25 protein-coding genes are annotated in these 25,282 nt (G+C 72.2%); 12 read left to right on the top strand and 13 right to left on the bottom strand.

All coding sequences use genetic code 11. From position 1 onward, the window contains the following. Nucleotides 1-24 precede the first annotated feature (24 nt). On the top strand, nt 25-975 hold the full coding sequence (locus ABZ444_RS40590) for a hypothetical protein (protein WP_358009106.1): 951 nt from the start codon (nt 25-27) through the stop codon (nt 973-975). Between the two features lie 187 nt (nt 976-1,162). On the opposite strand, the gene ABZ444_RS40585 is transcribed toward ABZ444_RS40590, so the two are convergent. The 3 genes from ABZ444_RS40585 to ABZ444_RS40575 form a co-directional block, all read right to left on the bottom strand. Continuing rightward, a complete protein-coding gene (locus tag ABZ444_RS40585; RefSeq protein ID WP_358009104.1) occupies nt 1,163-1,549 on the bottom strand; it encodes a DUF5130 family protein in 387 nt (128 codons plus the stop codon). Between the two features lie 149 nt (nt 1,550-1,698). Further along, nucleotides 1,699-1,995 (bottom strand): hypothetical protein, encoded by a 297-nt coding sequence (locus ABZ444_RS40580; protein ID WP_358009102.1) that lies wholly within the window; start codon nt 1,993-1,995, stop codon nt 1,699-1,701. Between the two features lie 55 nt (nt 1,996-2,050). Beyond that, nucleotides 2,051-3,457 (bottom strand): amidase, encoded by a 1,407-nt coding sequence (locus tag ABZ444_RS40575; RefSeq protein WP_358009100.1) that lies wholly within the window; start codon nt 3,455-3,457, stop codon nt 2,051-2,053. A gap of 139 nt (nt 3,458-3,596) precedes the next feature. Here ABZ444_RS40575 and ABZ444_RS40570 point away from each other — a divergent pair, with 139 nt between their 5' ends. Continuing rightward, nucleotides 3,597-4,424 carry a nuclease-related domain-containing protein gene (locus tag ABZ444_RS40570; RefSeq protein WP_358009098.1) on the top strand — a complete coding sequence of 276 codons (828 nt, stop codon included), beginning with the start codon at nt 3,597-3,599 and terminating at the stop codon, nt 4,422-4,424. Here the strand turns inward: ABZ444_RS40570 and ABZ444_RS40565 are convergent. Further along, on the bottom strand, nt 4,421-5,149 hold the full coding sequence (locus ABZ444_RS40565; RefSeq protein WP_358009096.1) for a TetR/AcrR family transcriptional regulator: 729 nt from the start codon (nt 5,147-5,149) through the stop codon (nt 4,421-4,423). The two genes, ABZ444_RS40570 and ABZ444_RS40565, sit on opposite strands and share 4 nt — an antisense overlap. Nucleotides 5,150-5,218: 69 nt before the next feature. Between ABZ444_RS40565 and ABZ444_RS40560 the strand changes: the two genes are divergently transcribed. The 3 genes from ABZ444_RS40560 to ABZ444_RS40550 all read left to right on the top strand — a co-directional run bounded on the left by ABZ444_RS40560 (nt 5,219) and on the right by ABZ444_RS40550 (nt 8,524). Then, complete coding sequence (locus ABZ444_RS40560; RefSeq protein WP_358009094.1) at nt 5,219-6,028, top strand: thioesterase family protein; 810 nt, start codon at nt 5,219-5,221, stop codon at nt 6,026-6,028. A gap of 85 nt (nt 6,029-6,113) precedes the next feature. Then, nucleotides 6,114-7,952: a dihydroxy-acid dehydratase gene (gene ilvD / locus ABZ444_RS40555; protein WP_358009092.1), complete on the top strand. Its 1,839-nt coding sequence runs from the start codon at nt 6,114-6,116 to the stop codon at nt 7,950-7,952. Nucleotides 7,953-8,026: 74 nt separating this feature from the next. Further along, the gene (locus ABZ444_RS40550; RefSeq protein ID WP_357980526.1) at nt 8,027-8,524 is read left to right on the top strand and encodes a WYL domain-containing protein; all 498 of its coding nucleotides are present in this window, start codon (nt 8,027-8,029) and stop codon (nt 8,522-8,524) included. Between the two features lie 987 nt (nt 8,525-9,511). On the opposite strand, the gene ABZ444_RS40545 is transcribed toward ABZ444_RS40550, so the two are convergent. Genes ABZ444_RS40545 through ABZ444_RS40535 form a run of 3 tightly spaced genes read right to left on the bottom strand, consistent with a single transcriptional unit; the run spans nt 9,512 to nt 11,123 of the window. Next, nucleotides 9,512-9,730, bottom strand: coding sequence for a zinc ribbon domain-containing protein (locus ABZ444_RS40545; protein ID WP_358009090.1), 219 nt, complete (start codon nt 9,728-9,730; stop codon nt 9,512-9,514). 9 nt (nt 9,731-9,739) lie between these two features. Then, nucleotides 9,740-10,576: a GNAT family N-acetyltransferase gene (locus tag ABZ444_RS40540; protein WP_358009088.1), complete on the bottom strand. Its 837-nt coding sequence runs from the start codon at nt 10,574-10,576 to the stop codon at nt 9,740-9,742. A gap of 37 nt (nt 10,577-10,613) precedes the next feature. Next, nucleotides 10,614-11,123: an HNH endonuclease gene (locus tag ABZ444_RS40535; protein WP_352322827.1), complete on the bottom strand. Its 510-nt coding sequence runs from the start codon at nt 11,121-11,123 to the stop codon at nt 10,614-10,616. A gap of 280 nt (nt 11,124-11,403) precedes the next feature. Between ABZ444_RS40535 and ABZ444_RS40530 the strand changes: the two genes are divergently transcribed. The 3 genes from ABZ444_RS40530 to ABZ444_RS40520 are packed head-to-tail and all read left to right on the top strand — an operon-like array spanning nt 11,404 to nt 14,619. Further along, a complete protein-coding gene (locus tag ABZ444_RS40530; protein WP_358009086.1) occupies nt 11,404-13,461 on the top strand; it encodes a prolyl oligopeptidase family serine peptidase in 2,058 nt (685 codons plus the stop codon). 10 nt (nt 13,462-13,471) lie between these two features. Next, a complete protein-coding gene (locus ABZ444_RS40525; RefSeq protein WP_358009084.1) occupies nt 13,472-14,272 on the top strand; it encodes an AraC family transcriptional regulator in 801 nt (266 codons plus the stop codon). Continuing rightward, nucleotides 14,269-14,619, top strand: a complete 351-nt coding sequence (locus tag ABZ444_RS40520) for a VOC family protein (protein WP_358009082.1) — start codon at nt 14,269-14,271, stop codon at nt 14,617-14,619. Before ABZ444_RS40525 ends, ABZ444_RS40520 begins: the two co-directional genes overlap by 4 nt. Nucleotides 14,620-14,634: 15 nt before the next feature. Here the strand turns inward: ABZ444_RS40520 and purU are convergent, their stop codons facing one another. Genes purU through ABZ444_RS40500 form a run of 4 tightly spaced genes read right to left on the bottom strand, consistent with a single transcriptional unit; the run spans nt 14,635 to nt 19,898 of the window. Next, nucleotides 14,635-15,489, bottom strand: a complete 855-nt coding sequence (gene purU / locus ABZ444_RS40515) for a formyltetrahydrofolate deformylase (protein ID WP_358009080.1) — start codon at nt 15,487-15,489, stop codon at nt 14,635-14,637. Continuing rightward, nucleotides 15,486-17,873 (bottom strand): FAD-dependent oxidoreductase, encoded by a 2,388-nt coding sequence (locus tag ABZ444_RS40510; RefSeq protein ID WP_358009078.1) that lies wholly within the window; start codon nt 17,871-17,873, stop codon nt 15,486-15,488. The genes purU and ABZ444_RS40510 overlap by 4 nt, the downstream gene beginning before the upstream one ends. Continuing rightward, a complete protein-coding gene (locus ABZ444_RS40505) occupies nt 17,870-18,793 on the bottom strand; it encodes a LysR family transcriptional regulator (RefSeq protein WP_358009076.1) in 924 nt (307 codons plus the stop codon). Before ABZ444_RS40505 ends, ABZ444_RS40510 begins: the two co-directional genes overlap by 4 nt. 7 nt (nt 18,794-18,800) lie before the next feature. Further along, the gene (locus ABZ444_RS40500; RefSeq protein ID WP_358009074.1) at nt 18,801-19,898 is read right to left on the bottom strand and encodes an aminotransferase class V-fold PLP-dependent enzyme; all 1,098 of its coding nucleotides are present in this window, start codon (nt 19,896-19,898) and stop codon (nt 18,801-18,803) included. Nucleotides 19,899-20,041: 143 nt separating this feature from the next. On the opposite strand from ABZ444_RS40500, the gene ABZ444_RS40495 reads away from it, so the two are divergent. Together ABZ444_RS40495 and ABZ444_RS40490 are read left to right on the top strand one after the other, a co-directional pair. Next, complete coding sequence (locus ABZ444_RS40495) at nt 20,042-20,992, top strand: inorganic phosphate transporter (protein ID WP_358009072.1); 951 nt, start codon at nt 20,042-20,044, stop codon at nt 20,990-20,992. Then, complete coding sequence (locus tag ABZ444_RS40490) at nt 20,989-21,621, top strand: DUF47 family protein (protein WP_357980558.1); 633 nt, start codon at nt 20,989-20,991, stop codon at nt 21,619-21,621. The genes ABZ444_RS40495 and ABZ444_RS40490 overlap by 4 nt, the downstream gene beginning before the upstream one ends. 3 nt (nt 21,622-21,624) lie before the next feature. Here ABZ444_RS40490 and ABZ444_RS40485 read toward each other — a convergent pair whose 3' ends face one another. Further along, nucleotides 21,625-22,587: an SDR family NAD(P)-dependent oxidoreductase gene (locus tag ABZ444_RS40485; RefSeq protein ID WP_358009070.1), complete on the bottom strand. Its 963-nt coding sequence runs from the start codon at nt 22,585-22,587 to the stop codon at nt 21,625-21,627. Between the two features lie 156 nt (nt 22,588-22,743). On the opposite strand from ABZ444_RS40485, the gene ABZ444_RS40480 reads away from it, so the two are divergent. Together ABZ444_RS40480 and ABZ444_RS40475 are read left to right on the top strand one after the other, a co-directional pair. Beyond that, nucleotides 22,744-23,085 (top strand): helix-turn-helix domain-containing protein, encoded by a 342-nt coding sequence (locus ABZ444_RS40480; protein WP_358009068.1) that lies wholly within the window; start codon nt 22,744-22,746, stop codon nt 23,083-23,085. Nucleotides 23,086-23,119: 34 nt separating this feature from the next. Further along, the gene (locus tag ABZ444_RS40475; RefSeq protein WP_358009066.1) at nt 23,120-23,590 is read left to right on the top strand and encodes a TspO/MBR family protein; all 471 of its coding nucleotides are present in this window, start codon (nt 23,120-23,122) and stop codon (nt 23,588-23,590) included. A 40-nt stretch (nt 23,591-23,630) separates the two neighbouring features. Here ABZ444_RS40475 and ABZ444_RS40470 read toward each other — a convergent pair whose 3' ends face one another. Next, entirely contained in the window at nt 23,631-25,214 is a 1,584-nt protein-coding gene (locus ABZ444_RS40470) for an alkaline phosphatase family protein (protein ID WP_358009064.1), read from the bottom strand. Nucleotides 25,215-25,282: the final 68 nt, after the last annotated feature.

Here is a 25,282-nt window from a genome sequence, read left to right as displayed (position 1 = left end):
GAAAGATCGTGAGAAAGTCTTCGCGTGGATTCGACTCGTGAGCTGCTGATCGCCCTCGCCCGCCGGTACGCCTTCGCCGATCTGGGGGCGCTCGCCCCCACGGCCGAGATCTCCGACGTGTGCGAGTTCGGGCAGCGGCTGCTCTCGCTCGACGCCGAGGACTTCGCCGCCGAGGCCAGGTCCGTGCCGGCCGACCTGCGCCGGCTCGCCCGCGCCTGCCACATGCCGCAGACGCCGCGGGAGCAGCCGCGCGGGGCCCTGGAGTCGCTCAAGCCCGCCTACGGCCTGCTGCTCGAGGCGATCGCCGTCCGCTGGCACCGGCGGGAGCTGAGCCCCATGATCGCGGCCGTGCACATCGCCAGCGAATACCTGCCGCTGCTGGCGTTCGAGCCGCAGCTCGGCCACGCCGGCGACCCGGCCCGCTGGCCCGCCGGGCTGAGCGCGCCCGGGAGCAGGTTCGGCGTGATCGGCGACCGCGAGTGTGACCACACCAAGTCCGAGCAGTCGGCCACCAACCGCACGCTGCGGGTGTCGGTCGAGCCCGGCGAGGGCTGGCGGGCCTACTTCGACCGGCAGCACAGCCAGCTCGCGGGCGCGCTCGCGGTCTGCGTCGCGACCTGCCGCAACCCCTGCACGGCCATGGACTGGATCGAGCCCGAGCCGCGCGCCGACCTGCAGGTACGCGCCCGTACCGCGCTGACCTTCGCCGAGACGCCGCTCGTCCGGCTGCGGCACGCCGCACCCGTCGGCCACGGGTTCGGGGTGCCGTCGCCGGAGGAGGTGCTCGACGCCTGGGAGCGCAGCCGGACGGCACTGGACAAGAACGCGGTGGGCGCCGCGGCCGCCAAGGACGACGGTTTCCCGCTACCGGGGCTGCCCGCGCTGTTCTCGGCCGTGGCCGGGGCGCCGATCGAACCGTCCGGCCTGCTCGCCGGCGTCAGCGGCCACGTCGTCACCCTGCTGCAACGCACCTGACCAGGCACGCCCGAGCCGACGGGAGCGTTCCCCTCGGGTCCGAGGGGGCGTCCAGGGCCGAAGGGTGCCGCGCGACAGTGCGACCGAGCCGAAAGGGGCGATGCCTCGGCCCGGGGGGTGCCACATGCCTGACCACGCTGGGCACCGCGCCGGCAAGGTCGGCGCGCCCGGGGTTCGGAGGGGCGGGTCAGCGGTGGGAGGTGGCCTGGTCGCCGAGGGCGGTGATGCCGTACAGCAGGCCGCCGATCAGGTCGCCCGCGCTGAAGGCGGTGGCCATCGACAGGGCGGTGAGCCGGCAGGCGCCGTCGCTCAGCCGCCGCCTCGCGTTCGCGCCGGTCACGATCTCCAAGGCGTGCCCCGCCGGATCGACGAACACCACCACGGCGTCGGCCGACTCAGCGCCCAGGGCGGCGTGCAGGCGCTCGGCGAAGTGCCGTCGCGCGCCGACCGGTTCGCCCAGGAACACGCCGAAGCGCAACCCGCTGCGCCGCTCGGCGCCCTGGACGGCCCTCCTGAGATCGTCGACCTGAGCCGTCGTCAGCGCCCGCCTCGACGCCCGGGTCAGCGCCCTCATCGGTGCCTGCGCCGAAGCCTGTGTCGGTGCCCGATCCAAGGACCGCTCCGACGCCTGCGCCGATGCCCCCTCCGAGGGCATTTCCGAAGGCAGTGTCGGTGGCCGCTCGGAGGGGTGTTCCGCGGGCTGGTTCGAGGCGTGCATCAACGTCACCAGCCCGCCGAAGCGCCGCCGAGGCGTTCGTCCGGCTCGGCGGTCGTGGTCGCGGCCGCCGCTGCCCAGTCGGGTTCGGGTGTCCGTGCCCAGGGCGCGACGCCGTCGGCCAGCACCCGTGCCGACGTGCTCACGCCGTGCTCGCTCCCGGACGGCCCGCCCAGCCACACCGGGCCCGGCTCCACCACCCGGGACGAGCCCCGCCCCGGCACCATGACCAGCAGGCTGATCAGTACGAACAGCCCCAAGGACACCCCGATGAGAAAGAGCAGACTTTCCGCCGCGCTGTTCACACGACGAACGTAATCCTCAGGCGGGTGCCCGGCCAGACCCGTACCGCGGGCCCTTCTACCAGACGGACGGCCGCCGCTCGCCCCAGAACCCGCCCACGGCCGCCTCGACCTGGGCCGACAGCGAGATCAGGGTGCCCTCGCCGCCGATCCGCCCGGCCAGCATGACGCCGATCGGCAGGCCCTCGGCGCTCCAGTGCAGCGGCAGGTTGACCGCGGGCTGGCCGCTGACGTTGTAGATCGCCGGGAAGGCGGCGAAGCGCTTCATGCGTTCGAACGTCTCCTCGACGTCGTCCACGTCCTCGAACCAGCCGACCGGCCTGGGCGGCTGGGTGAGGGTCGGGGTGAGCACCGCGTCGTAGGCGTTCGTGATCGTGAGCGCGCCCCTGGTGGCGAGCTGGAGGGCGGCCTGGGCCTGGAGGAACGCGGGGGCGGTGGTGGCCAGGCCACGCTCGCGCAGCCATCGGGTGAGCGGCCTGAGCAGGTGCCGCTGGTCGTCGGCGACCGGGTGCATGCAGGCGAAGGTGTACCAGAGGGTGACGAACTGCGGCACGAGGTCCGCGCCGAACGGCCTGGGGATCTCCACGACCTCGTGCCCGAGACCGGCGAGGGTGTCGGCGGCGCCCTCGTACGCGGCCAGCACCTCGGGATCGACCTCGGCCCCCGGCACGACGGGGTCGGCGTAGCGGGCGATGCGCAGCCGTCCGGGGTCGCGGCCGGCGCAGGCGAGGTACGTGCCCTCGTGCCGGGGCGCGAGGTAGAGGTCGCCGGGCTCGTTGTGCGCCATGACGTCGAGCAGGGCCGCCGCGTCGGCCACGGTACGGGCGATCGGGCCGTTCGTGGACATGCCTGCCAGGTCGGGGATGATCGGGGCGAAGCTGATCCGGCCGCGGGTGGGCTTGATGCCGTACAGGCCGCACGCCGAGGCCGGGATGCGGATCGAGCCCGCGCCGTCGCTGCCCTGGGCGGCCGGCGCCAGCCCGGCGGCCACGGCGGCGGCCGCTCCCCCGCTGGACCCGCCGGCCGACGTGCCGAGATCCCAGGGTGAGCGGGCGGGCGGCGAGACGTCGGTCTCGGTGTAGCAGGGCAGCCCGAACTCGGGGGTGGCGGTCTTGCCCAGCAGGACCGTGCCGGCCTCGCGCAGCCGCGTCACGACCGTGTCGTCCACCGGCGCGACGAACCCCCGGTAGGCCGCCGAGCCGAAAGTGATCGGCACGTCCTTGACCAGATTGAGGTCCTTGACCGGGATCGGCACCCCGGCCAGCGGCCCGTCAGGCAGGTCCTTCTCCAGGCGGCGCGCCTGGTCGAGTGCCTGTTCGGCGGTCACGGTGACGTACGCGCCGACTGAGGGGTCGATGCGCTCGATCCGGTCGAGATAGTGCTGGGCGAGCTCGACCGGTGAGACGTCACGGTCGCGGACGGCCCGGGCCTGCTCGAGCGCGGAAAGCTCATGAATTTCTCGCACGATCGGCACACTAGGCATCTCTAGAGAAGAACGTAAGACATACCCCGAAAACATGAGTGGAACACGATGAGCTGGGCCATAAAACTATGGACAGGTCAACACTAGGAATCATTCCGATCTCCGAGCTACGGTGAGTTACGTGGACTCCGACAACCAGCGAGAAGACGGTCACAACGCGTCACCCATCTGGGTGAGCGACCGGCCAGAGGGCGAGCGCACCGCCGCCGCGACACCATCGGCGCCCACCACCACCTACGCGCCCGTGGAACGCGCGTCCGTGCGTGACCTGCTCCAGCAGCCGCGGTTCCGCCGCCTGCGCAACCGCGCGCTCGTGGCGATCGGCGTGGCGATCGTGGTGGGTTTCCTGCTGCGCGACTGGCGTCTGGGAGTGACCGCCGGGGTGATCGCCGCGATCCTCGAAACGGTCTACCGCGCGCGGTCGCACTCCACGGTGCCGGCGTGGCGGCGTGCGTCCGTGGCCGAGCGGCGTACCGAGGGGCAGCTCCGCAGGCTGGAGCGCAGCGGCTACCGCACCCTGCACGCCAGGGCGATCCCCGGCAGCGAGGCCCAGATCGACCACCTCGTGGTGGGGCCGACCGGCGTCTACGCCGTGGACTCCGAGAAGTGGGACAAACGGCTGCCCGTCCGCGTCCAGTCGGGCAAGAAGCTCTTCCACGGCCCCTTCGACATGAAGCCGCGGCTGACCGAGGCCAAGTGGGAGGCGTCCCAGGCCAGCGAGCTGATCAGCAAGGCGTTCGGCCGTGAGGTCGTCGTCGTGCCCTCCCTGGCCATCTACGGTCCGCCGGTGCCGTGGAAGATCATGACGATCCGCGGCGTCGACGTCTACCAGGGCGACCGGGCCCGCAAGTGGATCACCAAGCGCGAGCGGGCGCTGACCCCGGCCGAGATCGACCGGCTCTACGACATCGCCGCCCAGGTCCTTCCCGCCCGGTACGGCGAGGGCTAGGACGGCCGCCTGACCCCGCGGAGCCATCCTCCGCGGGGTTCTTTCACGCCCGCCGACAGGCGGGCGCCGAAGTCGTCCAGCTCGGCGGCCAGCACGCCGCTGGGCGGCAGCGCGTCCGGCAGGCGGGACAGCAGGGCCGTGCCCACCCCGGCGATGCGGACGATGTGGTCGATCAGCGCCTCCCGGTCCTCGGGCCAGGGGAAGGACGGCTGGGCGATGAGCAGCGAGACGCAGCCGTGCACCGCCGACCAGAGGCCGAGCGCCAGCTCCTCGGGGTCGCCTTCGAGCACGCGGGCCGCCACGCAGGCGGCGACGGCGTCCACCATGTGGCGGAAACACGCGGCGGCGGCCGGTGGCACGCCCTGCACGGCCGAGGGCCGCATCATCAGCACCCGGTACTGCACGGGATGGTCGAGGGCGAAGCGCGCGTAGGCCCGTCCGCAGCGGCCGAGCGCGAGGAACGGGTCGCCCGTCAGGTTCTCGCTGAACATCCGGCCGAACTCGTCCCACACGCGCAGGCAGACCGCCTCCAGCAGCGCTTCCCGGTCGGCGAAGTGCAGGTAGACCGAGGGCGTGGACACCCCGGCGCGCTGGGCGACGGCGCGCAGGGTGAGGGCGTCCTCGCTGCCGGACTCGGTCAGCAGGTCCTCGGCCGCGCGCAGGATCTCCTCCCGCAGCAGGCCGCCTTCTCCGCGCCGGGCGCGCACACGTCTCGCAGCGGTCATGGATCTCAGATTGACGCCGTCAGGTTGACGGTGTCAATCTGAGCTCCTGCGGAAGGGATATCGCGAAAAATGGGGACTTTCGGGGAGGCGACCGCGTTGGTCGCCCGCGGCGCGGACGAGTTCGGCGCCACGCTGGACGCCCAGTGGAGCGTGGGCACCAAGCTGCACGGCGGCTACCTGCTGGCGGTGCTGGCCCGCGCCGCCTGCCAGAGCGGCGCCGGCGAGCGGCACCCGCACGTGACCGCCGTGAGCGGCGCCTTCGTCGAGCCACCCGCGCCCGGCCCGGCCGACGTGCGCGTGGAGCCGCTGCGGATCGGCCGGAGCCTGGCCCAGGTCCGGGTCTCGCTGGCCCAGGAGGGCAGGGTACGCGTCGAGTCGCACGTCACGCTCGGCGTGCTGGACGACGGCGACCCCTGGTGGACCTCGCTCCCGCCGGTCGAACTGCCGGCCGAGGAGGACTGCTTCCTCGCGCCCACCGACCCGCCCGGCGCGGACTTCCCCGTCCCGCTGATGGCCGTGGTCGAGGAGCGCGTCGATCCGGCCCATCTGGCGTTCGCGTTCGGGGCTCCGCGCAGGAAGGGCGAGATCGCGAGCTGGCAGCGTCTGGCCGACGGCTCCGACTGGGACCCGCTGAGCCTGCTGGTGGCGCTCGACCCCGTGCCGCCGGTCTCGTTCGACCTCGGGCTGTCCGGCTGGGTGCCGACGATTCAGCTCTCGGCCTACATCCGCCGGCTGCCCGCCCCCGGCCCGATCAGGGTCCGCCTGTCGGCCACGGACGTCGGCGGCGACCGGATGGACGAGGTGGCCCACGTATGGGATTCCAAGGGGCGGCTGGTGGCCCAGGCCGCCCAGCTCGCGGCCGTACGGTTGCCGGACTGAGCTGTCCGGTGACTGGACACGCGTCTCAGGTGCCGGGCGGGTGGCCGTAACATGTGAAGACTCGCCTCATGATGGGAGAAGCACAATGCCGGCCCTCAGGTCACGTACGGTCACCCACGGCAGGAACATGGTCGGCGCCCGGGCCCTGCTCCGGGCGACCGGCGTAGCCGGGAGCGACTTCGGCAAACCCATCATCGCGGTTGCCAACAGCTTCACCCAGTTCGTCCCGGGCCACGTGCACCTGCGCGAGGTCGGCGACGTGGTCTCGGCCGCGATCCGCGAGGCGGGGGCGATCCCGCGCGAGTTCAACACGATCGCCGTCGACGACGGCATCGCGATGGGCCACGGCGGCATGCTCTACTCGCTGCCGTCCCGCGAGCTGATCGCCGACGCCGTCGAGTACATGGTCAACGCCCACTGCGCCGACGCGATGATCTGCGTCTCCAACTGTGACAAGATCACGCCGGGCATGTTGCTGGCCGCGTTCCGGCTGAACATCCCCACGATCTTCGTCTCCGGCGGCCCCATGGAGGCCGGCAAGACGCCGAGCCGCAAGCTCGACCTCGTCGACCCGATGGTCGCCGCCGCCGACGCCTCGGTGTCCGACGAGGAGCTGCTGGAGATGGAGGAGAACGCCTGCCCGACCTGTGGGTCCTGCTCGGGCATGTTCACCGCCAACTCCATGAACTGCCTGACCGAGGCCATGGGCCTGGCCCTGCCCGGCAACGGCACGATCCTGGCCACCCACAAGCGCCGCAAGCAGCTCTTCGAGGACGCCGGCCGCCAGCTCGTCGAGATCACCCGCCGCTACTACGAGGACGGCGACGAGTCGGTGCTGCCGCGCTCGGTCGCCACCCGCGCGGCGTTCGAGAACGCCATGACGCTCGACGTGGCGATGGGCGGCTCGACCAACACGATCCTGCACATCCTGGCCGCGGCCCGCGAGGCCGAGGTCGACTTCGGCCTCAAGGAGATCAACGAGATCTCGCTGCGGGTGCCGTGCCTGTGCAAGGTCGCCCCGGCCACCAGCAAGTACCACGTCGAGGACGTCCACCGCGCCGGCGGCATCCCGGCCATCCTGGGCGAGCTCGACCGGGCCGGGCTGCTGCACCGCGACGTGCCCACGGTCAACGGGGGCACGCTGGCCGACACGCTGGCCGCCTGGGACGTCAAGTCGCCGACCGTGCTGCCCGAGGCCGTCGAGCTGTGGCACGCGGCACCGGGCAACGTGCGCACGGTGAAGGCGTACTCGCAGGACAACCGCTGGGACTCCCTCGACCTCGACCGGGCGCAGGGATGCATCCGCGACCTCGAGCACGCCTACAGCGCCGACGGCGGCCTGGCCGTGCTCTACGGCAACATCTCGCGCGACGGCGCGGTGGTGAAGACGGCGGGGGTCGACGAGTCGATCTGGAAGTTCAGCGGGCCCGCGGTGGTGTTCGAGTCGCAGGAGCAGGCCGTCGAGGGCATCCTCGGCGGGCAGGTCAAGGAGGGCGACGTGGTGGTCATCCGCTACGAGGGCCCCAAGGGCGGCCCCGGCATGCAGGAGATGCTCTACCCGACCTCGTTCCTCAAGGGCAAGGGCCTGGGCAAGGCGTGCGCGCTGGTCACCGACGGCCGCTTCTCCGGCGGCACGTCCGGGCTGTCGATCGGGCACGCCTCGCCGGAGGCGGCCGAGGGCGGCACGATCGCGCTGGTCGAGGACGGCGACATCATCGACATCGACATCCCCGGCCGGTCGATGGAGCTGCGCGTGCCGGAGGCCGAGCTGGCCGCGCGGCGCGAGCGGCTGCTGGCCGACCTGGGCGGCTACCGGCCGCGCGACCGCAGCCGTCCGGTGAGCGTGGCGCTGCAGGCGTACGCGGCGATGACCACGTCCGCCTCTACCGGCGCCTCGCGTGATCTGTCGCAGCTGTCCCGATAGTTAGGGTGCGGTGGACCTCCGGTCCACCGCACAGATTTTCGAAAATTGTCGGTGGTCGTCCCTATTCTTGGGGTATGACGACAGTCGTGAAGGACGAGACTCGCCCGCTGACGACCGCCGAGATCGCCGCCATCGCCCTCTCCCTCGCTCACCTCGGAGCGGGCCCGCAGGCCGTCGCCGCACGGCGCGGCCTGCAACACGCGCTCGAGCACCTGGAGCTCGACGACGACGTCATCGCGACCACGCTCGCGACCCTGACCGAGCCGCTGCCCGTGGAGACCGCCTCCCGGGCCAGGCTCATCGCCGACGCCATCACCAGCCGCCTCATGATCCGCCTCCACTACCGCGACGCCTCGGGAGCCGTCACCTCCCGCGACGTCGAGCCGGTGACCTGCCTGGTCCACCGCGAATACTGGTACCTGGTCGGCGTGTGCCGGATGCGGCGGGCCATCAGGGCGTTCCGGTTCGACCGCATCATCGCGGTCGAACCCACCCTGACCCCGTCGCGGCCGCACCTGGCCGACCGGTTCCTGCCCTTCCAGCGCCGCCGCCGGCGCACCACTGCGGCATGAGCCGCGAGAAGACCCCTGCGGCCTGAGCCGCGGGCGGATCACCGCGGGCAGAGCTCTGCGGCGTAACCTGCCGCAAGCTTGACCCTCGGGCCCCCGGGCGTTGGTGCGGGGCGTGACAGGCTCGCGCACATGCGCGTCCGGGGGATCTCGCTCATCGCCGCCCTGCTGCCCGTCGTCGTGTCCGCCTGCTCGGCGGCCCCGCGTCCGGCCCCGCTCCCGATCGTGGCGCACCGCCAGGCGGTGACCGTGGAACGCCTGCTGCCGCCGGCCACGCGGCGGGCGCTCGACCGGGCGCTGGAACGTCAGCTGCGGGGCCGTCCGGGGCGGGTGGCGCTCTCGGTGTACGACCGCGCGACGGGCGTGCGGTACTCCTACGCCGAGGGCAGGCCGTTCGTGCTGGCCAGCGTGGCCAAGATGGACATCCTGCTCGCCCTGCTGCTGCTCAGGCAGAGCGAGCACCGGCGGCTCGGCGCGTACGAACGCAGGCTCGCCTCCCGGATGATCCGCCAGAGCCACAACGAGAGCGCGCACGAGCTGTACATGACCGTCGGCGGCCAGGAGGGGCTCAGCCGGGTCCTGCGCGCGCTGGAGGTGCGCGACACCAGGCCGGGCGCCGGCCTGTCGTGGGGCATGACCCTCAGCCACCCGTCGGACCAGGTGCGGGTGCTGGAGCAGCTCACCGACCCCGCCGGGCCGGTGCCGGCCGCGAGCCGCCGCTGGGCGCTGGGGCTCATGTCGTCGGTGGACGAATCGCAGGCGTGGGGCGTCAGCGCCGCCGGCGGCGAGGTGGCGCTCAAGAACGGCTGGCTGCCGGTCGACGCGCACGGCGGACGGTGGACGGTCAACAGCGTGGGCCGGATCGTGCTGAACGGGCACGAACTGCTCATCGCCGTGTTGTCGGAGCGCAGCCCGGACATGGCGACGGGCGTGGCCACCGTGGAACGGGCGGCCCGGCTCGCCGTGGAGGCGTTCACCCGGGCCCGCCGGTCAGGAGCAGCAACCTCCGCCGCAGCAGCCGCCACCACCACCACCACCGCCGGCCGGACGGGGAGCGGCGGCGCCACCGGTCATGGAGACGGTGGACAGCAGTTTGACCGTGTCGCCGTGGCCCTGCGGGCAGGTCGCCGGCTCGTCTGAGGCCGACATGGGACGGGAGACCTCGAACGTGGAGCCGCAGGCGCGGCAGCGGAAGTCGTAACGCGGCATGCGGTAAGCCTAACCCGCTGTGGCCGGTGAGCGGGAGCCGGTGTAGGTCAGGTGCGCATGGTCGGAGACGGGCTCGTAGCCGATCGACCGGTAGATCGCGTTGCTGGTCGGGTTGTCCAGGTCGGTGAAGAGCACGACCCGCTCGCACCGCTCGGCCAGCGCCACTTCGCTGGCGTACGCGGTGACCGCGGCACCGTAGCCCTTCCTGCGGCACGACGGCGGCGTGTAGACCGGTCCGACGCGGCACACGCCGCCGGCCGCCCGGCCCAGCCCGGCCACCGAGACCGGCGCGCCCTCGGCCTCCCACACGAACAGCTCGCGCCCGGCCACCCGCTGGGCGACCCGCTCGGCGACGTCGTGCGCCTCGCCGAGCCCGACCTCGGTCCCGAACGCCTGGTACCAGCTCACCATCAGCGGAAAGTCACCTGGCCCGGCGAGCCGGCCGCGGCCGGGCACGGACGGGACGGCGAGCGCGCCGAGACGGTAGAGCCGTTCGGACACCGTCCGGTCGGGCTCCCCGAGCAGCCGGACGACCTCGGACGTCACCTCGACCGGCCCCACGACCATGGGCAGGTCGCCGCCGAGCGCCTCGACCAGCGGGGCGACGGCCTCGGCGGGCATGCGCGTGAGGCTCAGTGGGGCGGGCGGCGTGCGGAAGGCGGCGGCGCGCACCTGGCCCTCGACGGTCCACCAGGCGAAGAAGGCGTCTTCGGCGGGATGGCCGGCGCGCAGGTTGGCGAGGACGGTCAGCGGAACCGTGTTGCCGACCGGGTCGCCGAGCAGGAACGGCTCGGCGACCGCGGCGAATTCCTCCGGATCGGAGGTGAAGGTCCACATACCCGTCATGGTGGCAGGCGATGGCCTCCGGCTTCAAAAGGGATTCCTAGGCCGCCGCCTCCAGGTAGGGCGCCCATTGAGGATCGCCGACGAGCGAGGCGCCGATGAGCCGCCAGTGGGCGCCCCTCGGCACCGCCGGGAGGACGCGCAGCGTCCATCCCAGCTCCTCCAGGTATTTGTCGGCCTTCCTGTGGTTGCAGGTCGTGCACGAGGCGACGCAGTTCTCCCACGTGTGGGTGCCGCCGCGCGATCTCGGGATGACGTGGTCGATGGTCTCGGCCCGCTGCCCGCAGTAGGCGCAGCGGTAGTCGTCGCGCCGCATGAGGGCGGCCCTGGTCAGCGGGATTCGGGACCGGTAGGGGATGCGGACGTATCTGCGGAGCCTGATCACCGAAGGCACGTCGAGGGTGCAACTCGCCGAGCGGAGCTGGGCGCCCCGCCCGTCGCGGTGCACGACGTCGGCCTTCTCCCGCAGCACCAGCACGATGGCCCGGTGGAGCGAGAGCGTGGTGAGCGGCTCGTAGGTGGCGTTGAGCAGCAGGACCTGGCGCGTCATCGGGCCTCTCCCTGCCGCGCGCGTATCAAAGGGGACATGCCGTGGCATGTCCCGCCTGTCGGCCCCTCCTGGGGCACTGGTGCTTCCGTCACATGGACCTCCGCCGGACGGTCCAGCGGATGGTCACCACGGCACCGTCCTGTCACCAAGTCTGGCGTTAGCCGTAGCGTCCCCGCCACCCCATAATCTTCAAGCCGGAATGACCAGAGGGACACACGTTACGTTTTATGCCCGCTTCACCAGCGCTTTACGCCCCCACCTTGGCAGTAGGGTTCCTGGCATGACGCGAGAGCCTTATCCGACGGCACGCCGCGAAGACGTCGTCGACATCCTGCACGAAACGCCCGTCCCCGACCCCTATCGGTGGCTGGAGGACCCTGACGGCCCGGACACCAAGGAGTGGCTGCTCGCGCAGGCCGAGCTGTTCAACGCCAGTCGTGGCGAGCAGCGGTTCAAGGACCGCATCGCCGAGCTGCTGCGGTCCGGCTCGGTGGGGGTTCCGGCCTGGCGCGGGGAGCGCCGGTTCTTCTCCCGCCGCACGCCCGACCAGGAGCACGCGGTCTACTACGTGGTCGAGGCCGACGGCACCGAGCGGCCGCTGATCGACCCGATGGAGATCGACCCGTCCGGTCTCACCACGCTCGACGCCGTGCAGCCCGACAAGGAAGGGCGGCTGCTGGCGTACCAGATCTCGGTGGGCGGCGACGAGGAGTCGATCCTCTACGTCATGGACGTCGCGACCGGGATGCGCGTCGAGGGCCCGATCGACCGCTGCCGCTACTCCCCCATCGCCTGGCTGCCCGGCGGCGAGGCGTTCTACTACGTGCGCAGGCTGCCGCGCACGGAGGTGCCGGAGAACGAGGCGCAGTTCCACCGCCGCGTCTACCTCCACCGCGTCGGCACCTCGACCGAGGACGACGTGATGATCTTCGGCCAGGGGCTGAAGATGACCAACTACTACGGCGTCTCCGTCTCGCGCGACGGCCACTGGCTCCAGGTCTCGGCGCACGAGGGCACCGCGCCGCGCAACGACCTGTGGCTGGCCGACCTGACCGCCTCGCCCGCCGACTCCCCCGACCTGAAGGTCGTGCAGGAGGGCGTCGACGCGCAGACCGCCCTGGTGTTCGGCCGCGACGGCCGGCTCTACGTCCACACCGACAGGGACGCCTCCCGCGGCCGGGTGTGCGTGACCGACCCGGCCGAGCCCGGCTACGAGACCTGGCGCGACCTGATCCCCGAGGACCCCGAGGCGGTGCTGTCCGACTTCGCGATCCTCGACGACCTGGAGCGCCCGGTCATGCTGGTGGGCTGGACCCGCCACGCGATCAGCGAGATCACCGTCCACGACCTGGCGACCGGCGAGCGCGTCGGCTCGGTGCCGACGCCGGGGCTGGGCACGATCGGCGGCATCTCCGAGCGTCCCGAGGGCGGCTTCGAGGCGTGGTTCGGCTACACCGACAACACCACGCCGCCGACGATCCAGCGCTACGACGCCCGCACGGGCGAGACCACGCTGTGGGCCGCCTCGCCGGGCGCGGTCGAGGTGCCGCCGGTGCGCACGTCGCAGGTAGTGTACCGGTCCAAGGACGGCACCGACGTCCGGATGCTGATCATCTCCCCCGCCGACGAGCGGCCCGGCCCCCGGCCCACGATCCTGTACGGCTACGGCGGCTTCGGCCTGTCCATGACCCCCGGCTACTCGGCCTCGATCCTGGCCTGGGTCGAGGCGGGCGGCGTCTACGCCATCGCCAACCTGCGCGGCGGCGGCGAGGAGGGCGAGGACTGGCACCGCGCGGGCATGCTGGCCAACAAGCAGAACGTGTTCGACGACTTCCACGCCGCCGCCGAGCACCTCATCGAGACCGGCGTCACCACCCGCGAGCAGCTCGGCATCTCCGGCGGCTCCAACGGCGGCCTGCTGGTCGGCGCCGCGCTGACCCAGCGCCCCGACCTGTACGCGGCCGTGGTCTGCTCGGCGCCGCTGCTCGACATGATCAGGTACGAGAAGTTCGGCCTCGGCGCGACCTGGAACGTCGAGTACGGCAGCGCCGACGACCCCGAGCAGTTCGGCTGGTTGTGGGGCTATTCGCCCTACCACCGGGTCGAGGAGTCGGTGGCCTACCCGGCGACGTTGTTCACCGTCTTCCAGTCCGACACGCGGGTGCACCCGCTGCACGCCTGGAAGATGTGCGCGGCGCTGCAGCACGCCTCGGCGGCCGGGCGGCCGGTGCTGCTGCGCAACGAGGCCGAGGTGGGCCACGGCGCCCGCTCGGTGAGCCGGACGGTCGACCTGTCGGCCGACACGCTGACCTTCCTCGCCGAGCACACCGGTCTGTAGTGTCGGGGACATGAGCAGCCTGGGGCCGGCCATCGTCGAGGCCGTCCCCAGCGCTGCGCTGCGGCCGTACGTCCTCAGGTTGTGCGCCTACAGCGAGCACTATCCCGCGCCCGTCACGCGCGCCGAGGCCGCCCTTCCCGGGGCGGTGCTCATCCTGGGCGTCGGCGCGCCGATGGAGGCGTACGGGGAGCGGGTCGGGGCGTTCGCGGGCGGGCTCGCCGACCGGTTCGCGGTCACCCGCGTCAAGGGGCCCTGCGAGGGCGTGGAGGTGGTGCTCACCCCGTTCGGGGCGCGGCGGCTGTACGGGCTGCCGATGCGCCACCTGAGGAGCCGGGTGGTTCCGGTGGAGGCCGTGCTCGGGCCGTGGGCCGGGGAGCTGCTCGACCGGCTGGCCGCGACGCCGTCGTGGCGGGAGCGGCTGGCCATGACCGACCGGCTGCTGACCGAGCGCATCCTGGCCGGGCCGCAGGTGGGCCCCGAGCTGCCGTGGGCGTGGGCGCGGCTGCTGGAGTCGGGCGGGCGGCTCGGCGTGTCGTCGCTGGCCGCGTCGCTGGGCTGGAGCCACCGGCATCTGGTGGCCCGCTTCCACGACCAGGTCGGGCTGGCCCCCAAGACGGCGGCCCGGGTGATCAGGTTCGGCCGGGCGGCGCGGCTGCTGCGCTCCGGCAACCCGATCTCCGCGGTCGCGGCCGAGTGCGGCTTCTACGACCAGGCTCACCTCAACCGCGAGTTCCGGGCGCTCGGCGGCACCACGCCCGGTCAGATTCGTCCAAGACCCGCGGGTGGGCCACAGCGCATGCTGGAGCCATGAAACGCACTGTCTACGCACTGGCCCGCTACGAGCACCCGCAGGCGGCGCTCGACTTCCTGACCGGCGCGTTCGGGTTCCGGGTGCACGAGTCGTCGAAGGACGCCTCCGGAGTCGTCGAGCACGCCGAGCTGTTCGTCGAGGACGACCTGATCATGATCGGCCGGGGGAAACCGGGCGGGCCAGGGATCTACATCGCGGTCGACGACGTCGACGCCCATCACGACCACGCCAGGGCCGCGGGGGCCGTGATCACCATGGAGCTCACCGACCAGCCGTACGGCTCGCGCGAGTACGGCTGCAAGGACCCCGAAGGCAACTCCTGGTTCTTCGGGACCTACCGCCCGTAACCCCTCGGAGAGAGGTCAGCGGGGGAAGACGACGGTCTTGTGGCCGTCGAGCAGGACGCGCTGCTCGGCGTGCCACTGGACGGCGCGGGCCAGCGCCACGCACTCCACGTCGCGCCCGATGCGCACGAGGTCGTCCGTCGAGTGGCTGTGGTTGACCCGGGCGACCTCCTGCTCGATGATCGGCCCCTCGTCGAGGTCGGAGGTCACGTAGTGGGCCGTCGCGCCGATGAGCTTGACGCCCCGGTTGTGGGCCTGGTGGTAGGGCTTGGCGCCCTTGAACGACGGCAGGAACGAGTGGTGGATGTTGATCGCCCGCCCGGCCAGCTTCTCGCACAGGTCCTCCGACAGCACCTGCATGTAGCGGGCCAGCACCACCAGGTCGACCTGGTAGTGCTCGACCAGCGCCAGCACCTCGGCCTCCTGCCTCGGCTTGGTCTCGGGCGTGATCGGCAGGTGGTGGTAGTCGATGCCGTACGACTGGGTGAGCGGGCGCAGGTCGGGGTGGTTGGAGGCGACCGCGACGACCTCGATGCCGAGCGTCTTCGACCTGACCCGGTAGAGCAGGTCGTTGAGGCAGTGGTCGAACCGGCTGACCATGATCAGCACGCGCGGCTTCCTGGCCACGTCGCGCAGCCTGAACTCCATGGCGAAGTCGGGGGCCAGGGCGGCGAAGGCGGCGCCCAGCTCGTCCTCGCCGAGCGGGCCGGAGAACTGCACGCGCATGAAGAACCGCTGGGCGACCCGGTCGCCGAACTGCTGGCTCTCGATGATGTTGCACCCGTGCGCCGCCAGCAGGCCGGAGACGGCGGCCACCACGCCGGGGCGGTCGGGGCAGGACAGGGTCAGGATGTACTCGGCGTGGCTGCTCATGCCTTCACTCTCGCGGACGTGGGATCGTAGGGCGCCTTGAGGCTGATCTGGGCAGAGTACAGGTCACCGGCCACGTCGACCGCCACCTTCTCCAGCGTGACGCCGCCTTCCCGCGAGACCTCGGTGACGAAGCCCAGCGCCACGGACCTGCCGAGCGTGGGGCTGTGGGCCGCCGAGGTGACGTAGCCCACCGGGACGCCGTCGGACAGCAGGGACTCACCGCCCCACAGGTGTGCGGCGGGGTCGTCCAGCACGATCGAGACTACCCTGCGCGACGGCGTCTTTAGGGCGTGCCGCGCTCCCCGGTAGCCGCCGCTCTTCTTGCAGGTGAAACGCAGTCCGGCGGCGGCGGGGGTGACCTCGGGGCCCAGTTCGCGACCCCAGGCGCGGTAGCCCTTCTCGATGCGCATGGCCTCGATGGCGTAGTGACCGGCCTGGGTCAGCCCACCGGCGTCCATGAGCGTCCCGTGCACGGTGACGGCGAACTCGGCGGGCACGTACAACTCCCAGCCCAGCTCGCCCACGTACGTGACGCGGGTGGCGCGTACGGTGGCGTGACCGAGGTCGACCAGGCGGGACGTGCCGAAGTCGAAGGCGGAGAAGTCGGACTTCGACAGCGACTGCAGGATCGTCCTGGACGAGGGGCCCATCACGCCGAAGACGGCGTACGCGCCGGTGACGTCCACCAGGACCGCCCGCCGGTCGCCGAGGCCCTTGGAGATGTGGTCGAAGTCCCTGGTGGTCTGGGCCGAGCCGGTCACGATCAGGTACTCGTCGCGGGCCACGCGCGTCACCGTCAGGTCCGACTCGTAGCCGCCCCGGTCGTTGAGCAGGCCGGTGTAGACGACCCGGCCGGGCTCGACGTCCACGTCGGCGGTGCACAACCACTGCAACGCCTCCATGGCCTCGGGGCCCTTGAGGACGAACTTGGAGAAGGCGGTCTGGTCGAACAGCGCCGCCGCGTTCCGGCACGCCGCCACCTCGGCGTCCACGTACGGCTGCCACTCCGGCCGCCCGAACGTGGACGGCGTGGCGGGCCCGAAGTAGTTGACCCGCTCCCAGCCCATCTTCGCCCCGAAGCACGCCCCCGCCTCGGCCAGCAGGTGGTGCACCGGCGAGCGGCGCAGCGGCCGGGCGGTCTGCAACTCCCGGTCCGGCCAGGACATCGCGTAGTGCAGCCCCAGCGTCTCGGTGACCCGGTCGCGCAGCCAGGTGTCGTTGCCGGCCCAGCGGGCGAAGCGCCGGATGTCGGCGGGCCACAGGTCGCCGGTCGGCTCGCCGTGCACGATCCACTCGGCCAGCGCGCGGCCGGCGCCGCCCGCCGAGGCGATGCCGGCCGAGTTGAACCCGGCGCCGACGAACAGGCCGCGCACCTCGGGGGTCTCGCCCAGCAGGAACATGTTGTCGGGCGTGAAGCTCTCCGGCCCGTTGTAGAACATCCTGACCCCGGCGCTCTCCAACGCCGGGACGCGCTGGATCGCGTTCTCCATGATGATCGCGAACTGGTCCCAGTCCTCCTCCAGGAGCTGGAACTCGAAGGGGTGGGGGATGCCGTCCATGCCCCAGGGCTTGGCGTCCGGCTCGAAGCCGCCCACGACCAGGCCGCCGACCTCCTCCTTGAGGTAGGCGTACCCGTCGGGGTCGCGCAGCACGGGCAGGTCGGGGCGCACGCCGGGGATGCGTTCGGTCACCACGTAGTAGTGCTCGGCCGAGTGCAGCGGGACGGTCGCGCCGGCCATCCTGCCGACCTCCTTGGCCCACTGTCCGGCGCAGTTGACCAGCACCTCGGTCTCGATGTGGCCCTCGGAGGTGTGCACGCCGCGCACGGCGCCGTCGCGCACGGTGACGCCGGTGACGCGGATCCGCTCGATCACCTGGACGCCGTGCCGCTGGGAACCCCTGGCCAGCGCCTGCGTGAGGTCCGACGGGTTGGCCTTGCCGTCGCCGGGCAGCCAGACGCCGCCCACCAGGTCGTCGGTGCGCATGACCGGCCACAGCTCGCCGGCCTCGCGCGGGCTGACCACCTCGGCCTGGATGCCGTAGTTCCGGGCGGCGGCCGCGGTGCGCCGCAGCTGGGTCATGCGCTCGGGGGTACGGGCCACGCTGACGCTGCCGCACTGCTTCCAGCCGGTGCCGAAGCCGGTCTCGGCCTCCAGGCGGGCGTACAGGTCGGTGCTGTACTTGATCAGCCTGGTCATGCTCTCGGTGTTGCGGAGCTGGCCGACGAGCCCGGCGGCGTGCCAGGTGGTGCCGCAGGAGAGCTGTCCCTGTTCGAGCAGCACGACGTCGGTCCAGCCCAGCTCGGCCAGGTGGTAGGCCACGCTGCAGCCCGCGATGCCGCCACCGATGATCACGACCTGTGCCCGGGAGGGCAGGGATGTCAAGAGATGCTCCTCAAGCGATTGATCCCCGGCCAGCTGCGGACGTTGCGCAGCATGGCGATGAACGCCTGCTCGGCGGGCCCCAGCAGCCGGTCGCGGCGGTGGGCCAGCACGATGGGGCGGGGCCGGGGCGCGGGCAGCACCTCCAGGGCCGCCAGCCGCCCGTCGGCGAGCTCCTGCTCGACGCAGTGCTCGGACACCAGCGAGATGCCGAGCCCCGCGGCGACCGCCTGTTTGATCGTCTCCGGGCCCCAGATCTCGCTGCGGCCGGCCTCTTCGAGCCCCCACGTCTCCAGCGCCTGCTCCTGCAGCTCGCGGGTGGAGGAACCGGGCTCGCGGATGAGGAAGAACTCGCCCGTCAGGTCGGCGGGCTCGGCGCGGCCTTTGCTGGACAGCCGGTGGCCCGGCTGGGTGATGACGACGAGCCGGTCCTCCAGGATCGGCTCGCTGACGAGCTGTGCCGCGCCGGGCTCGCCGGCCAGCACCGCGACGCCGATCTCGCCGTCCACCAGGCCGCGCTCGACCCGCTGGCCGTTGCCGACCTGGATGCCGAGCTCGATGCCCGGATGACGGTCGCGGAAGGCGGCCAGCAACGGCGGCAGGAGGTACGTGCCGACGGTGGTGGTGCCTCCCGCGACCAGCTTGCCGGTCTGCAGCCCGGAGACCTGCCGGATGGCGGCCACGGCCTCGTCGGCCAGCAGGAACACCCGCTTGGCGTACTCCAGCATCACCTCGCCCTCGGGGGTGAGCCTGATGCGGGCGCCGCTGCGGTCGATCAGCGTGGCGCGCAGCGCCTGCTCAAGCTGCCTGACCTGGTGTGACACGGACGGCTGGCTGAGGTAGAGCTTCTGCGCCGCGGCCGAGAAGCCGCCGCACTCCACGACCGTCATGAAGATCCAGAGCCGGTGCAGGTTGAGCTGCATGTCGTCGTTAACCCCTAGCTGCCTCGATCGACTCTCGGAGCGCGTCCTCGAGCTGTTCCAGCCGGTGCCACGGGATCTCGCCCATCGTGCAGATCCTGAAGAAATCCGCGGAAAGTTGCCCCTGACCGGCGTAGATAACGTAACCGCGCTTTTTGAGCTCATCGTGAAGCGCCGCATAAGTTACGTTTTCGGGGAGATGAAGCATTGTTACGGTGTTTGACCTGAATTGTTCATCAACGAGGATTTTCAGGCCGAGACGGGCGAACTGGCCGCGGACGAGTGCCGCCCGTTCGCGGTACAGCCGGGTCCGCGCCGCGAAGCCGCCCGCCTCCTCGTACTCCTTGATCGCCTCGTCGAGGGAGTAGCAGACCTGCACGGCCGGGGTGAACGGCACGTCGCCCTTGCGCTGACCGGCCAGGTAGCCGGCGGCGTTGAGGTAGAGGCTGCGCGCGGGCGCCTCCTGGGTCCGCTCGATCGCCGCCTCGCTGCACAGGATGAACGACATGCCGGGCAGCCCGTGCAGGCCCTTGTTGGCGGTGCCGCAGACGACGTCCGCCCTGACCTCGGCCAGGTCCTGGTCCTCGATCGCGGTGCCGCTGATCGCGTCGATCACGAACAGCGCGCCGTGCTCGGCCACCACCTCGCCGATCTCCTTGATCGGGTTGATCAGGCCGGTCGTGGTCTCGTGGTGCACGCAGACCACGGCGTCCACGTCGTCGCGCCCGGCCAGCGCCGCCCGGACGGCCTCGGGGTCGGCCGGGACCGTCCAGTCGCTCCTGACCTCGTGGAACGGGATGCCGTGCGCCTTCGCGATCTTGATCATCCGGTCGCCGTAGACGCCGTTGTTCACGACGAGCACGCCACGTCCCGCGCGGACGGAGCTGATGACCGCCATCTCCATGGCCGCGGTTCCCGACCCGGTGACCAGCAGCGCCTCGTGCGTGCCGGCCAGGTTCAGGCACCGGGGCAGGGCCTCGCGGATCCTGAACAGCAACTCCGTGAACTCGGGCTCGCGGTGGCAGAGGTCGCCGCGAAGCAGGGCGTCCTTGACCCGCTTCGACGTACATGCGGGCCCGGGATTCAACAGAATGAGTTCTTCGTCCATCAATCCACTCGATCTTGGGTAGTTATCGGGCATTACGGACGCTATCCGGGGTGGCGCCGCATGGGACAGCCGCCTTTCCCCTATGAGGGCCATAAGGGAATCGGGCTTGTCCGTGCTGAGCAGCGCCGACTGGGATGGGGCACGTGCCGTTGGAGACCGTCGTACTGATCGGGGTCGCGGGGCTGTTCGCCGTCGTGTCCGGGATCAACGACGGCGGGGCGCTGCTGGCGACCGGGCTCAAGCTGCCGGTGATCAGGCCGGCCGTCGGCATCCTCTCGCTGGTGCTGTTCGTCACGGTGGTCCCGCTGGTCACCCACCAGGTGGCGCTGACGTTCGTGAACCGGCTGGCGGGCTTCCACGCCCCCGGCGGCCAGGCCGCGATGACGGTGGCCGTACTCTGCGCACTGGCGGTGGTGTTCACGCTCAGCGCGAAGGGCCGGCCGACCAGCCTCACGCTGGCCGTGGTGGGCGGGCTCACCGGGGCCGGGCTGGGGTGGGGGCTGCCGGTGTCGGGCGGCTCGGTGGCACTCGTGCTGACCTTCGGGCTGGCCGCGCCGTTCGTGGGGGCGCTGCTGTCGTGGCTGCTCATCCGGCTGCTCGTACGGGTGACCGACGCGCCCGGCCTGGCCCGCTGGCACTGGGCCGGGTTCCTGCTCCAGACGCTCGCCTACGCGGCCAACGACGGGCAGAAGATGCTGGCCGTCTTCATGATCGCGCTCGGCTTCCAGGGCGCGCCCCTGGCCTGCACCTCGCTGGTGGCGGTGCTGTTCGGGCTCGGCGCGCTCTACGGGCTGCCCAGGGCGGGCCGTACGCTGAGCCGCGAGATCATCGTCTCCCGGCCCGAGCACGGCGTCGCCGCCGAACTGGCCGCGGGCACCGCCGTGCTCGCCTGCGCCGGGCTGGGTATGCCCGTGAGCATGACCCAGGCCGTGGCCGGCGGGCTGGTCGGCGCCGGGGTCGCGCAGGGCGGCGGCCGGGTCCGCTGGTACGCCGCCGTCAAGATCGTCGTGGCCTGGCTGCTGACGCTCCCGCTGAGCGCGCTGCTGGCCGCGACGGCGGCGTTCGTCCTGAAGGGGCTGAGGGGGACGTGGTGAAGCGATGGCGCCGGATCCGGGACCTCATGACCGGCCGGATGGACGGCGCACTCACCGGCGCCCTGCTCGGCCAGCTCAAGGCCACCAAGCAGGGCGCCTGGCTGGCGATGGCCATGATCGGCGGCGAGGTCGGCAGGACCGGCGCGCACGAGCGGATGCGCGCGATCGAGCACCTCGGCGACGAGGAGCGCGCCCGCCTGGTCGAGGAGCTCAAGACCGCGCTGGTCACGCCCATCGACCCCGAGGACCTGTTCCGCCTGTCACGCTCGATCGACGACGTGCTGGACTCGCTCCGGGACTTCGTGCGCGAGTCGCACCTGTACCGGGTGCCCGACCAGATCCGCTTCACGCCGCTGCTCGACCAGGTCATCGTGGGCATCGACGCCCTGGAGAGCGCCGTGCGCGGCCTGGCCGCCCGGCCCTCGGCGGTGGTGCAGGACGCCCTGGAGGCCAAGAAGGCCGGCGGCGCGATCCGGCGCATGTACCAGTACGAGATCTCCCGGATCTTCTCCGGCGAGGTCACCTCGAACGCGCTCAAGCAGCGCGAGCTGGTGCGCCGCCTGGAGATCGTGGGCATGGCCATCGGCGAGGCGGCGGACGCCATCGCCGACGGCGCCATGAAACGCTGACCGTCAGGCCGCCCGCCCGGCGAAGGCGTCGACGCCGGTCAGCTCGGCCGACAACCGCCACAGGCGGGCGGCCTGCTCGGGGTCGGTGGCGTAGGGATGCACCCCGCCGCCGGAGCCGTCGGCCCGCCCGGCGATGTCGCAGTCTTCGCAGTAGACGCCGCCCATGCCGTCGAGCTGCGGCGACGTGGCCGCCCACACCTGGGTCGCGGCGCCCTGCTCAGGGGACTTGAAGCCGGGGTTGAGCAAGTTGCCCTGCTCGTCGATCCAGCCCGCCTCGACCATCTCCTGCTTGGTCAGGTGGCGCTGGAGCGGGGTGAGGATGCCGCCGGGGTGCACCGCGAACGCCCGCACCCCCGCGTCCTTGGCCAGGGCGTCGAGGTGCACGGCGAACAGCACGTTGGCCGTCTTCGCCTGGCCGTACGCCTGCCACTTGTCGTAGCCGTGCTCGAACATCACGTCGTCCCAGCGCATGCCGGAGCGCCGGTGGCCGCCGGAGGAGACGGCCACGACCCGGCCGCCGCCGCGCTCGACGGCCGGCCACAGGCGGTTGACCAGCGCGTAGTGGCCGAGGTGGTTGGTGGCGAACTGGGCCTCCCAGCCAGGGCCGACCCGCGTCTCGGGACAGGCCATGATGCCCGCGTTGTTGATCACGAGGTGCAGGTCGCGGCCGGAGGCCAGGAACTCCTCGGCGAAGCGGCGCACGCTGTCGAGGTCGCCCAGGTCGAGCTCGCCCACCTCGACGCCGTCGATGCCGGCCAGGGCCTCCTCGGCCGGGCCGCGGCGCCGGGCCGGGACGACGACATGGGCGCCGGCCCCGCTGAGCGCGCGCGTGGTCTGCAGGCCGAGGCCGGAGTAGCCGCCGGTGACGAGCGCGACCCTGCCGGTGAGGTCGATGCCCTTGAGCACCTCGTCCGCGGTGCTTCTCGCGCCGAAACCCGAACCGATCCTGTGCTGAGGCGTTGTCATGGGACCGACGTTACGAATTGAAGTGCGCTCTAAGTCAAACCGACCCGCCGGGCCCGCCCGCCCCGATCAGAGGCCGAGAGCCGGGGCCAGGCGCTGGAGCCGGCTCAGGGCGTCGTCGAGGTCGGGGCCGCCCGGCGACAGCGGCTGGACGGCCACGTGGTCGGCCCCGGCGTCGAGGTGGGCCCGCAGCCGCGCGGCGACCTGCCCTTCGTCGCCCCAGGCCACGATGGCGTCGGCCAGCCGGTCGACCCGGTCCGCCGCCGCATCGTCCGCGAGCTGGCCGGGGAGCCCGACTGGGCCCGCGCCTGCGGCACGTTCGCCCACCTGCCGGTGGCCAAGTCCACGCTCAGCCACCACTTCGGGGTGCTGCGCCAGGTCGGCCTGCTGGAGCAGCGCGACGAAGGCACCCGCCGGCTCAACCGGCTGCGCCGCGCGGAGTTCGACGAACGTTTCCCCGGCCTGCTCGCCCTCGTCGTCGAGGAGCCGGAGGGCGCCTAGGGCATGCGGCGGCCCTGGCGGGTAGGGGCAGGCCATGCAGATGCGCCCGTTCGCCCGCAACCTCCTCGCCACCACGGCCGCGGTCACCGCCACGGCCACGCTCGGCAGCCTGGCCACCTCCTCGGGCTCGGCCTGGTACCGCCGGCTGCGCAAGCCCCGCTGGCAGCCGCCCAACCAGGCGTTCGGCCTGGTCTGGACGCCGGTCTACGCCCTGATCGCCTACGCCGGCGCGCGCGCACTGACCTCGGGCGACGACCGGGCGAGCCTGGCCCGCGCCCTGGGCGCCAACCTGGCGCTCAACGCCGCCTGGACCCCGCTGTTCTTCGGCGCCCGCTCCCCCCGCCTGGCGCTGGCCGACATCGTGGCGCTCGACGCGGCCAACCTCGTGCTGCTGCGCCGCTTCCTGCGCGCCGACCGCCGCGCCGGGCTGGCCCTGCTGCCCTACGTCGGCTGGACGGCCTTCGCCACCGCGCTCAACGCCTCCATCGCCGCCCGCAACCCCTGACCGGGAACCCCGCCCGAAGGCGGGGCCCCCGCCCGCGCGGTCAGGTGACGCGCAGGTCGTCCACCGCCCAGTACCAGTTGTTGGTCGCGTCGAAGTAGTGGAGCTTGACCCTCATCGACCTGGCCCCGGCCGGCACGGTCACCTTCAGCGACTCGTTCCTGGCGACCGCGTCGGCCGTGTAGTTCTTCACCAGCGTGTCCGCGCCACCGTCGAACGACACGAGCACCTGCGCCTTCTGCGCGCCGTCCACGCGGTAGTGGGTGGCGTAGGCGAGCGTGACGGACGCCCGGCCGGTCACGGTGTAGGCGGGCGAGACGAGCGTCGAGTCGAACGTCCCGGCCCCGTGCGACTTGTCGTCCCATTCGTCGGAGTCGGCCACCGCGAAGACGCCCCTGGACCGGACGTTCAGCTCCCGCTGCTGGTCACGGGCCGCCCGCGACCAGAACTCGTCCGTGCTGAACGCCCAGCCGCGCCACTCCTGAACGCCCCCCGACGGCATCCTGGACGCGTCCACCGCCCAGCCCGCGGGCGGCGTGTGCGAGTAGCCGAGCACGCCGGCCGGGATGCCGGTCTCGTCGGTCCTGCCGGACAGCGCGACGCCCTCGAACGGGTCGCCGGTCCTGGTGTCGACGCGCCGGCCGTCGATCCCGCCCGGCACGGCCAGCCGCAGCCCGGTGAAGACCGCGGCCGTCACGTCCACCAGGCGCGTGTCGGCCGGCCGCGCCCCGGCGGCGATGCCCGGTCCGGAGGCCAGGACGAACGTGCGGCGCTCCTCGATCGAGGACCCGCCGTGCCCGCCCGCGTCGGTGTGCCCGTGGTCGGTGGCCACGATCACCGTCCAGCGCTCGCTCCCGTACGTCGGCCTGGCCCTGACCGCGGCCAGCAGCCGGCCGATCCGGGCGTCGGCGTCGTGGACGGCGGCCAGGTAGGCGGCCGAGGCGGCGCCGCTGTCGTGCCCGGCGATGTCGATCGCGCCCAGGTAGACGAAGGAGGCGTCCGGGTTCTTCGTGCGCAGGACGGTCTCGCTGACCTGGGTGAGGCGCTCGTCCTCGGCCGGGTAGCCGTCGGCGTCGCCGTCCAGGACCACCCTTGCGTCGATCCGGGGGCCGAACGTGCCCTGGTCGGCGAGCGGCTTCCAGTCGAGGGCGGCGTAGGTGGAGTAGCCGGTGCCGGCGTTCTCCAGCCTGGTCAGGAAGTCGGGGTAGCGGTCGTAGTGCTTGCCGGCGAAGGTGTTGTCCTTGACGCCGTGCAGGTCGGGCCAGACGCCGGTGGCGATCGTGGACCAGCCGGGGCCGCTGGAGGTGGCAGCCATCGGGCTGGTGTAGAGCAGGCTGGTGCCGAACGTGCCGCCGCTGATCAGGGCGTCGAGGTTGGAGGCGTCGGCGGGGGCGATGCGGTCGTGGCGCAGGCCGTCGAGGCCGATGACCAGCACCTTGTCAGCGCTGATGCCGTTCGGGACGTCGGGGACGGGCACGGGCGCGGCCAGGGCGGTCGCGCCGTTGAGCACCTTGCCCTCAGGAGCGGGAGCGGGTGCGGGATCGGCCGCCTGATCTGCCAGGGCCGCCGGCGCGGGGACCGACACGGCCGCGGCCACGAGAGCGGGCAGGATGCGCCATCGTTGCATGGACGTACTCCTCGCTGAGTGCTGGGATGATCCGGCTGAAGGATCTCCAGCGTCAGGCGGGTGCGTGA

Origin of the sequence: Nonomuraea sp. NPDC005730 (genome assembly GCF_040630865.1) — a bacterium.
Classification (GTDB): domain Bacteria; phylum Actinomycetota; class Actinomycetes; order Streptosporangiales; family Streptosporangiaceae; genus Nonomuraea.
Note: the sequence above shows the minus strand (reverse complement) of the source record. Positions and strands in the feature narration are given on the sequence as shown.

Excerpts from the sequence above, each read along its gene's own strand:
- ABZ444_RS40585 (WP_358009104.1), bottom strand. The coding sequence starts at position 1,549 with ATGAGGGCGCTGACCCGGGCGTCGAGGCGGGCGCTGACGACGGCTCAG.
- ABZ444_RS40565 (WP_358009096.1), bottom strand. The coding sequence starts at position 5,149 with ATGACCGCTGCGAGACGTGTGCGCGCCCGGCGCGGAGAAGGCGGCCTG.
- ABZ444_RS40560 (WP_358009094.1), top strand. The coding sequence starts at position 5,219 with ATGGGGACTTTCGGGGAGGCGACCGCGTTGGTCGCCCGCGGCGCGGAC.
- ilvD (WP_358009092.1), top strand. The coding sequence starts at position 6,114 with ATGCCGGCCCTCAGGTCACGTACGGTCACCCACGGCAGGAACATGGTC.
- ABZ444_RS40550 (WP_357980526.1), top strand. The coding sequence starts at position 8,027 with ATGACGACAGTCGTGAAGGACGAGACTCGCCCGCTGACGACCGCCGAG.
- ABZ444_RS40545 (WP_358009090.1), bottom strand. The coding sequence starts at position 9,730 with ATGCCGCGTTACGACTTCCGCTGCCGCGCCTGCGGCTCCACGTTCGAG.
- ABZ444_RS40540 (WP_358009088.1), bottom strand. The coding sequence starts at position 10,576 with ATGACGGGTATGTGGACCTTCACCTCCGATCCGGAGGAATTCGCCGCG.
- ABZ444_RS40535 (WP_352322827.1), bottom strand. The coding sequence starts at position 11,123 with ATGACGCGCCAGGTCCTGCTGCTCAACGCCACCTACGAGCCGCTCACC.
- ABZ444_RS40530 (WP_358009086.1), top strand. The coding sequence starts at position 11,404 with ATGACGCGAGAGCCTTATCCGACGGCACGCCGCGAAGACGTCGTCGAC.
- ABZ444_RS40525 (WP_358009084.1), top strand. The coding sequence starts at position 13,472 with ATGAGCAGCCTGGGGCCGGCCATCGTCGAGGCCGTCCCCAGCGCTGCG.
- ABZ444_RS40520 (WP_358009082.1), top strand. The coding sequence starts at position 14,269 with ATGAAACGCACTGTCTACGCACTGGCCCGCTACGAGCACCCGCAGGCG.
- purU (WP_358009080.1), bottom strand. The coding sequence starts at position 15,489 with ATGAGCAGCCACGCCGAGTACATCCTGACCCTGTCCTGCCCCGACCGC.
- ABZ444_RS40505 (WP_358009076.1), bottom strand. The coding sequence starts at position 18,793 with ATGCAGCTCAACCTGCACCGGCTCTGGATCTTCATGACGGTCGTGGAG.
- ABZ444_RS40500 (WP_358009074.1), bottom strand. The coding sequence starts at position 19,898 with ATGGACGAAGAACTCATTCTGTTGAATCCCGGGCCCGCATGTACGTCG.
- ABZ444_RS40485 (WP_358009070.1), bottom strand. The coding sequence starts at position 22,587 with ATGACAACGCCTCAGCACAGGATCGGTTCGGGTTTCGGCGCGAGAAGC.
- ABZ444_RS40475 (WP_358009066.1), top strand. The coding sequence starts at position 23,120 with ATGCAGATGCGCCCGTTCGCCCGCAACCTCCTCGCCACCACGGCCGCG.
- ABZ444_RS40470 (WP_358009064.1), bottom strand. The coding sequence starts at position 25,214 with ATGCAACGATGGCGCATCCTGCCCGCTCTCGTGGCCGCGGCCGTGTCG.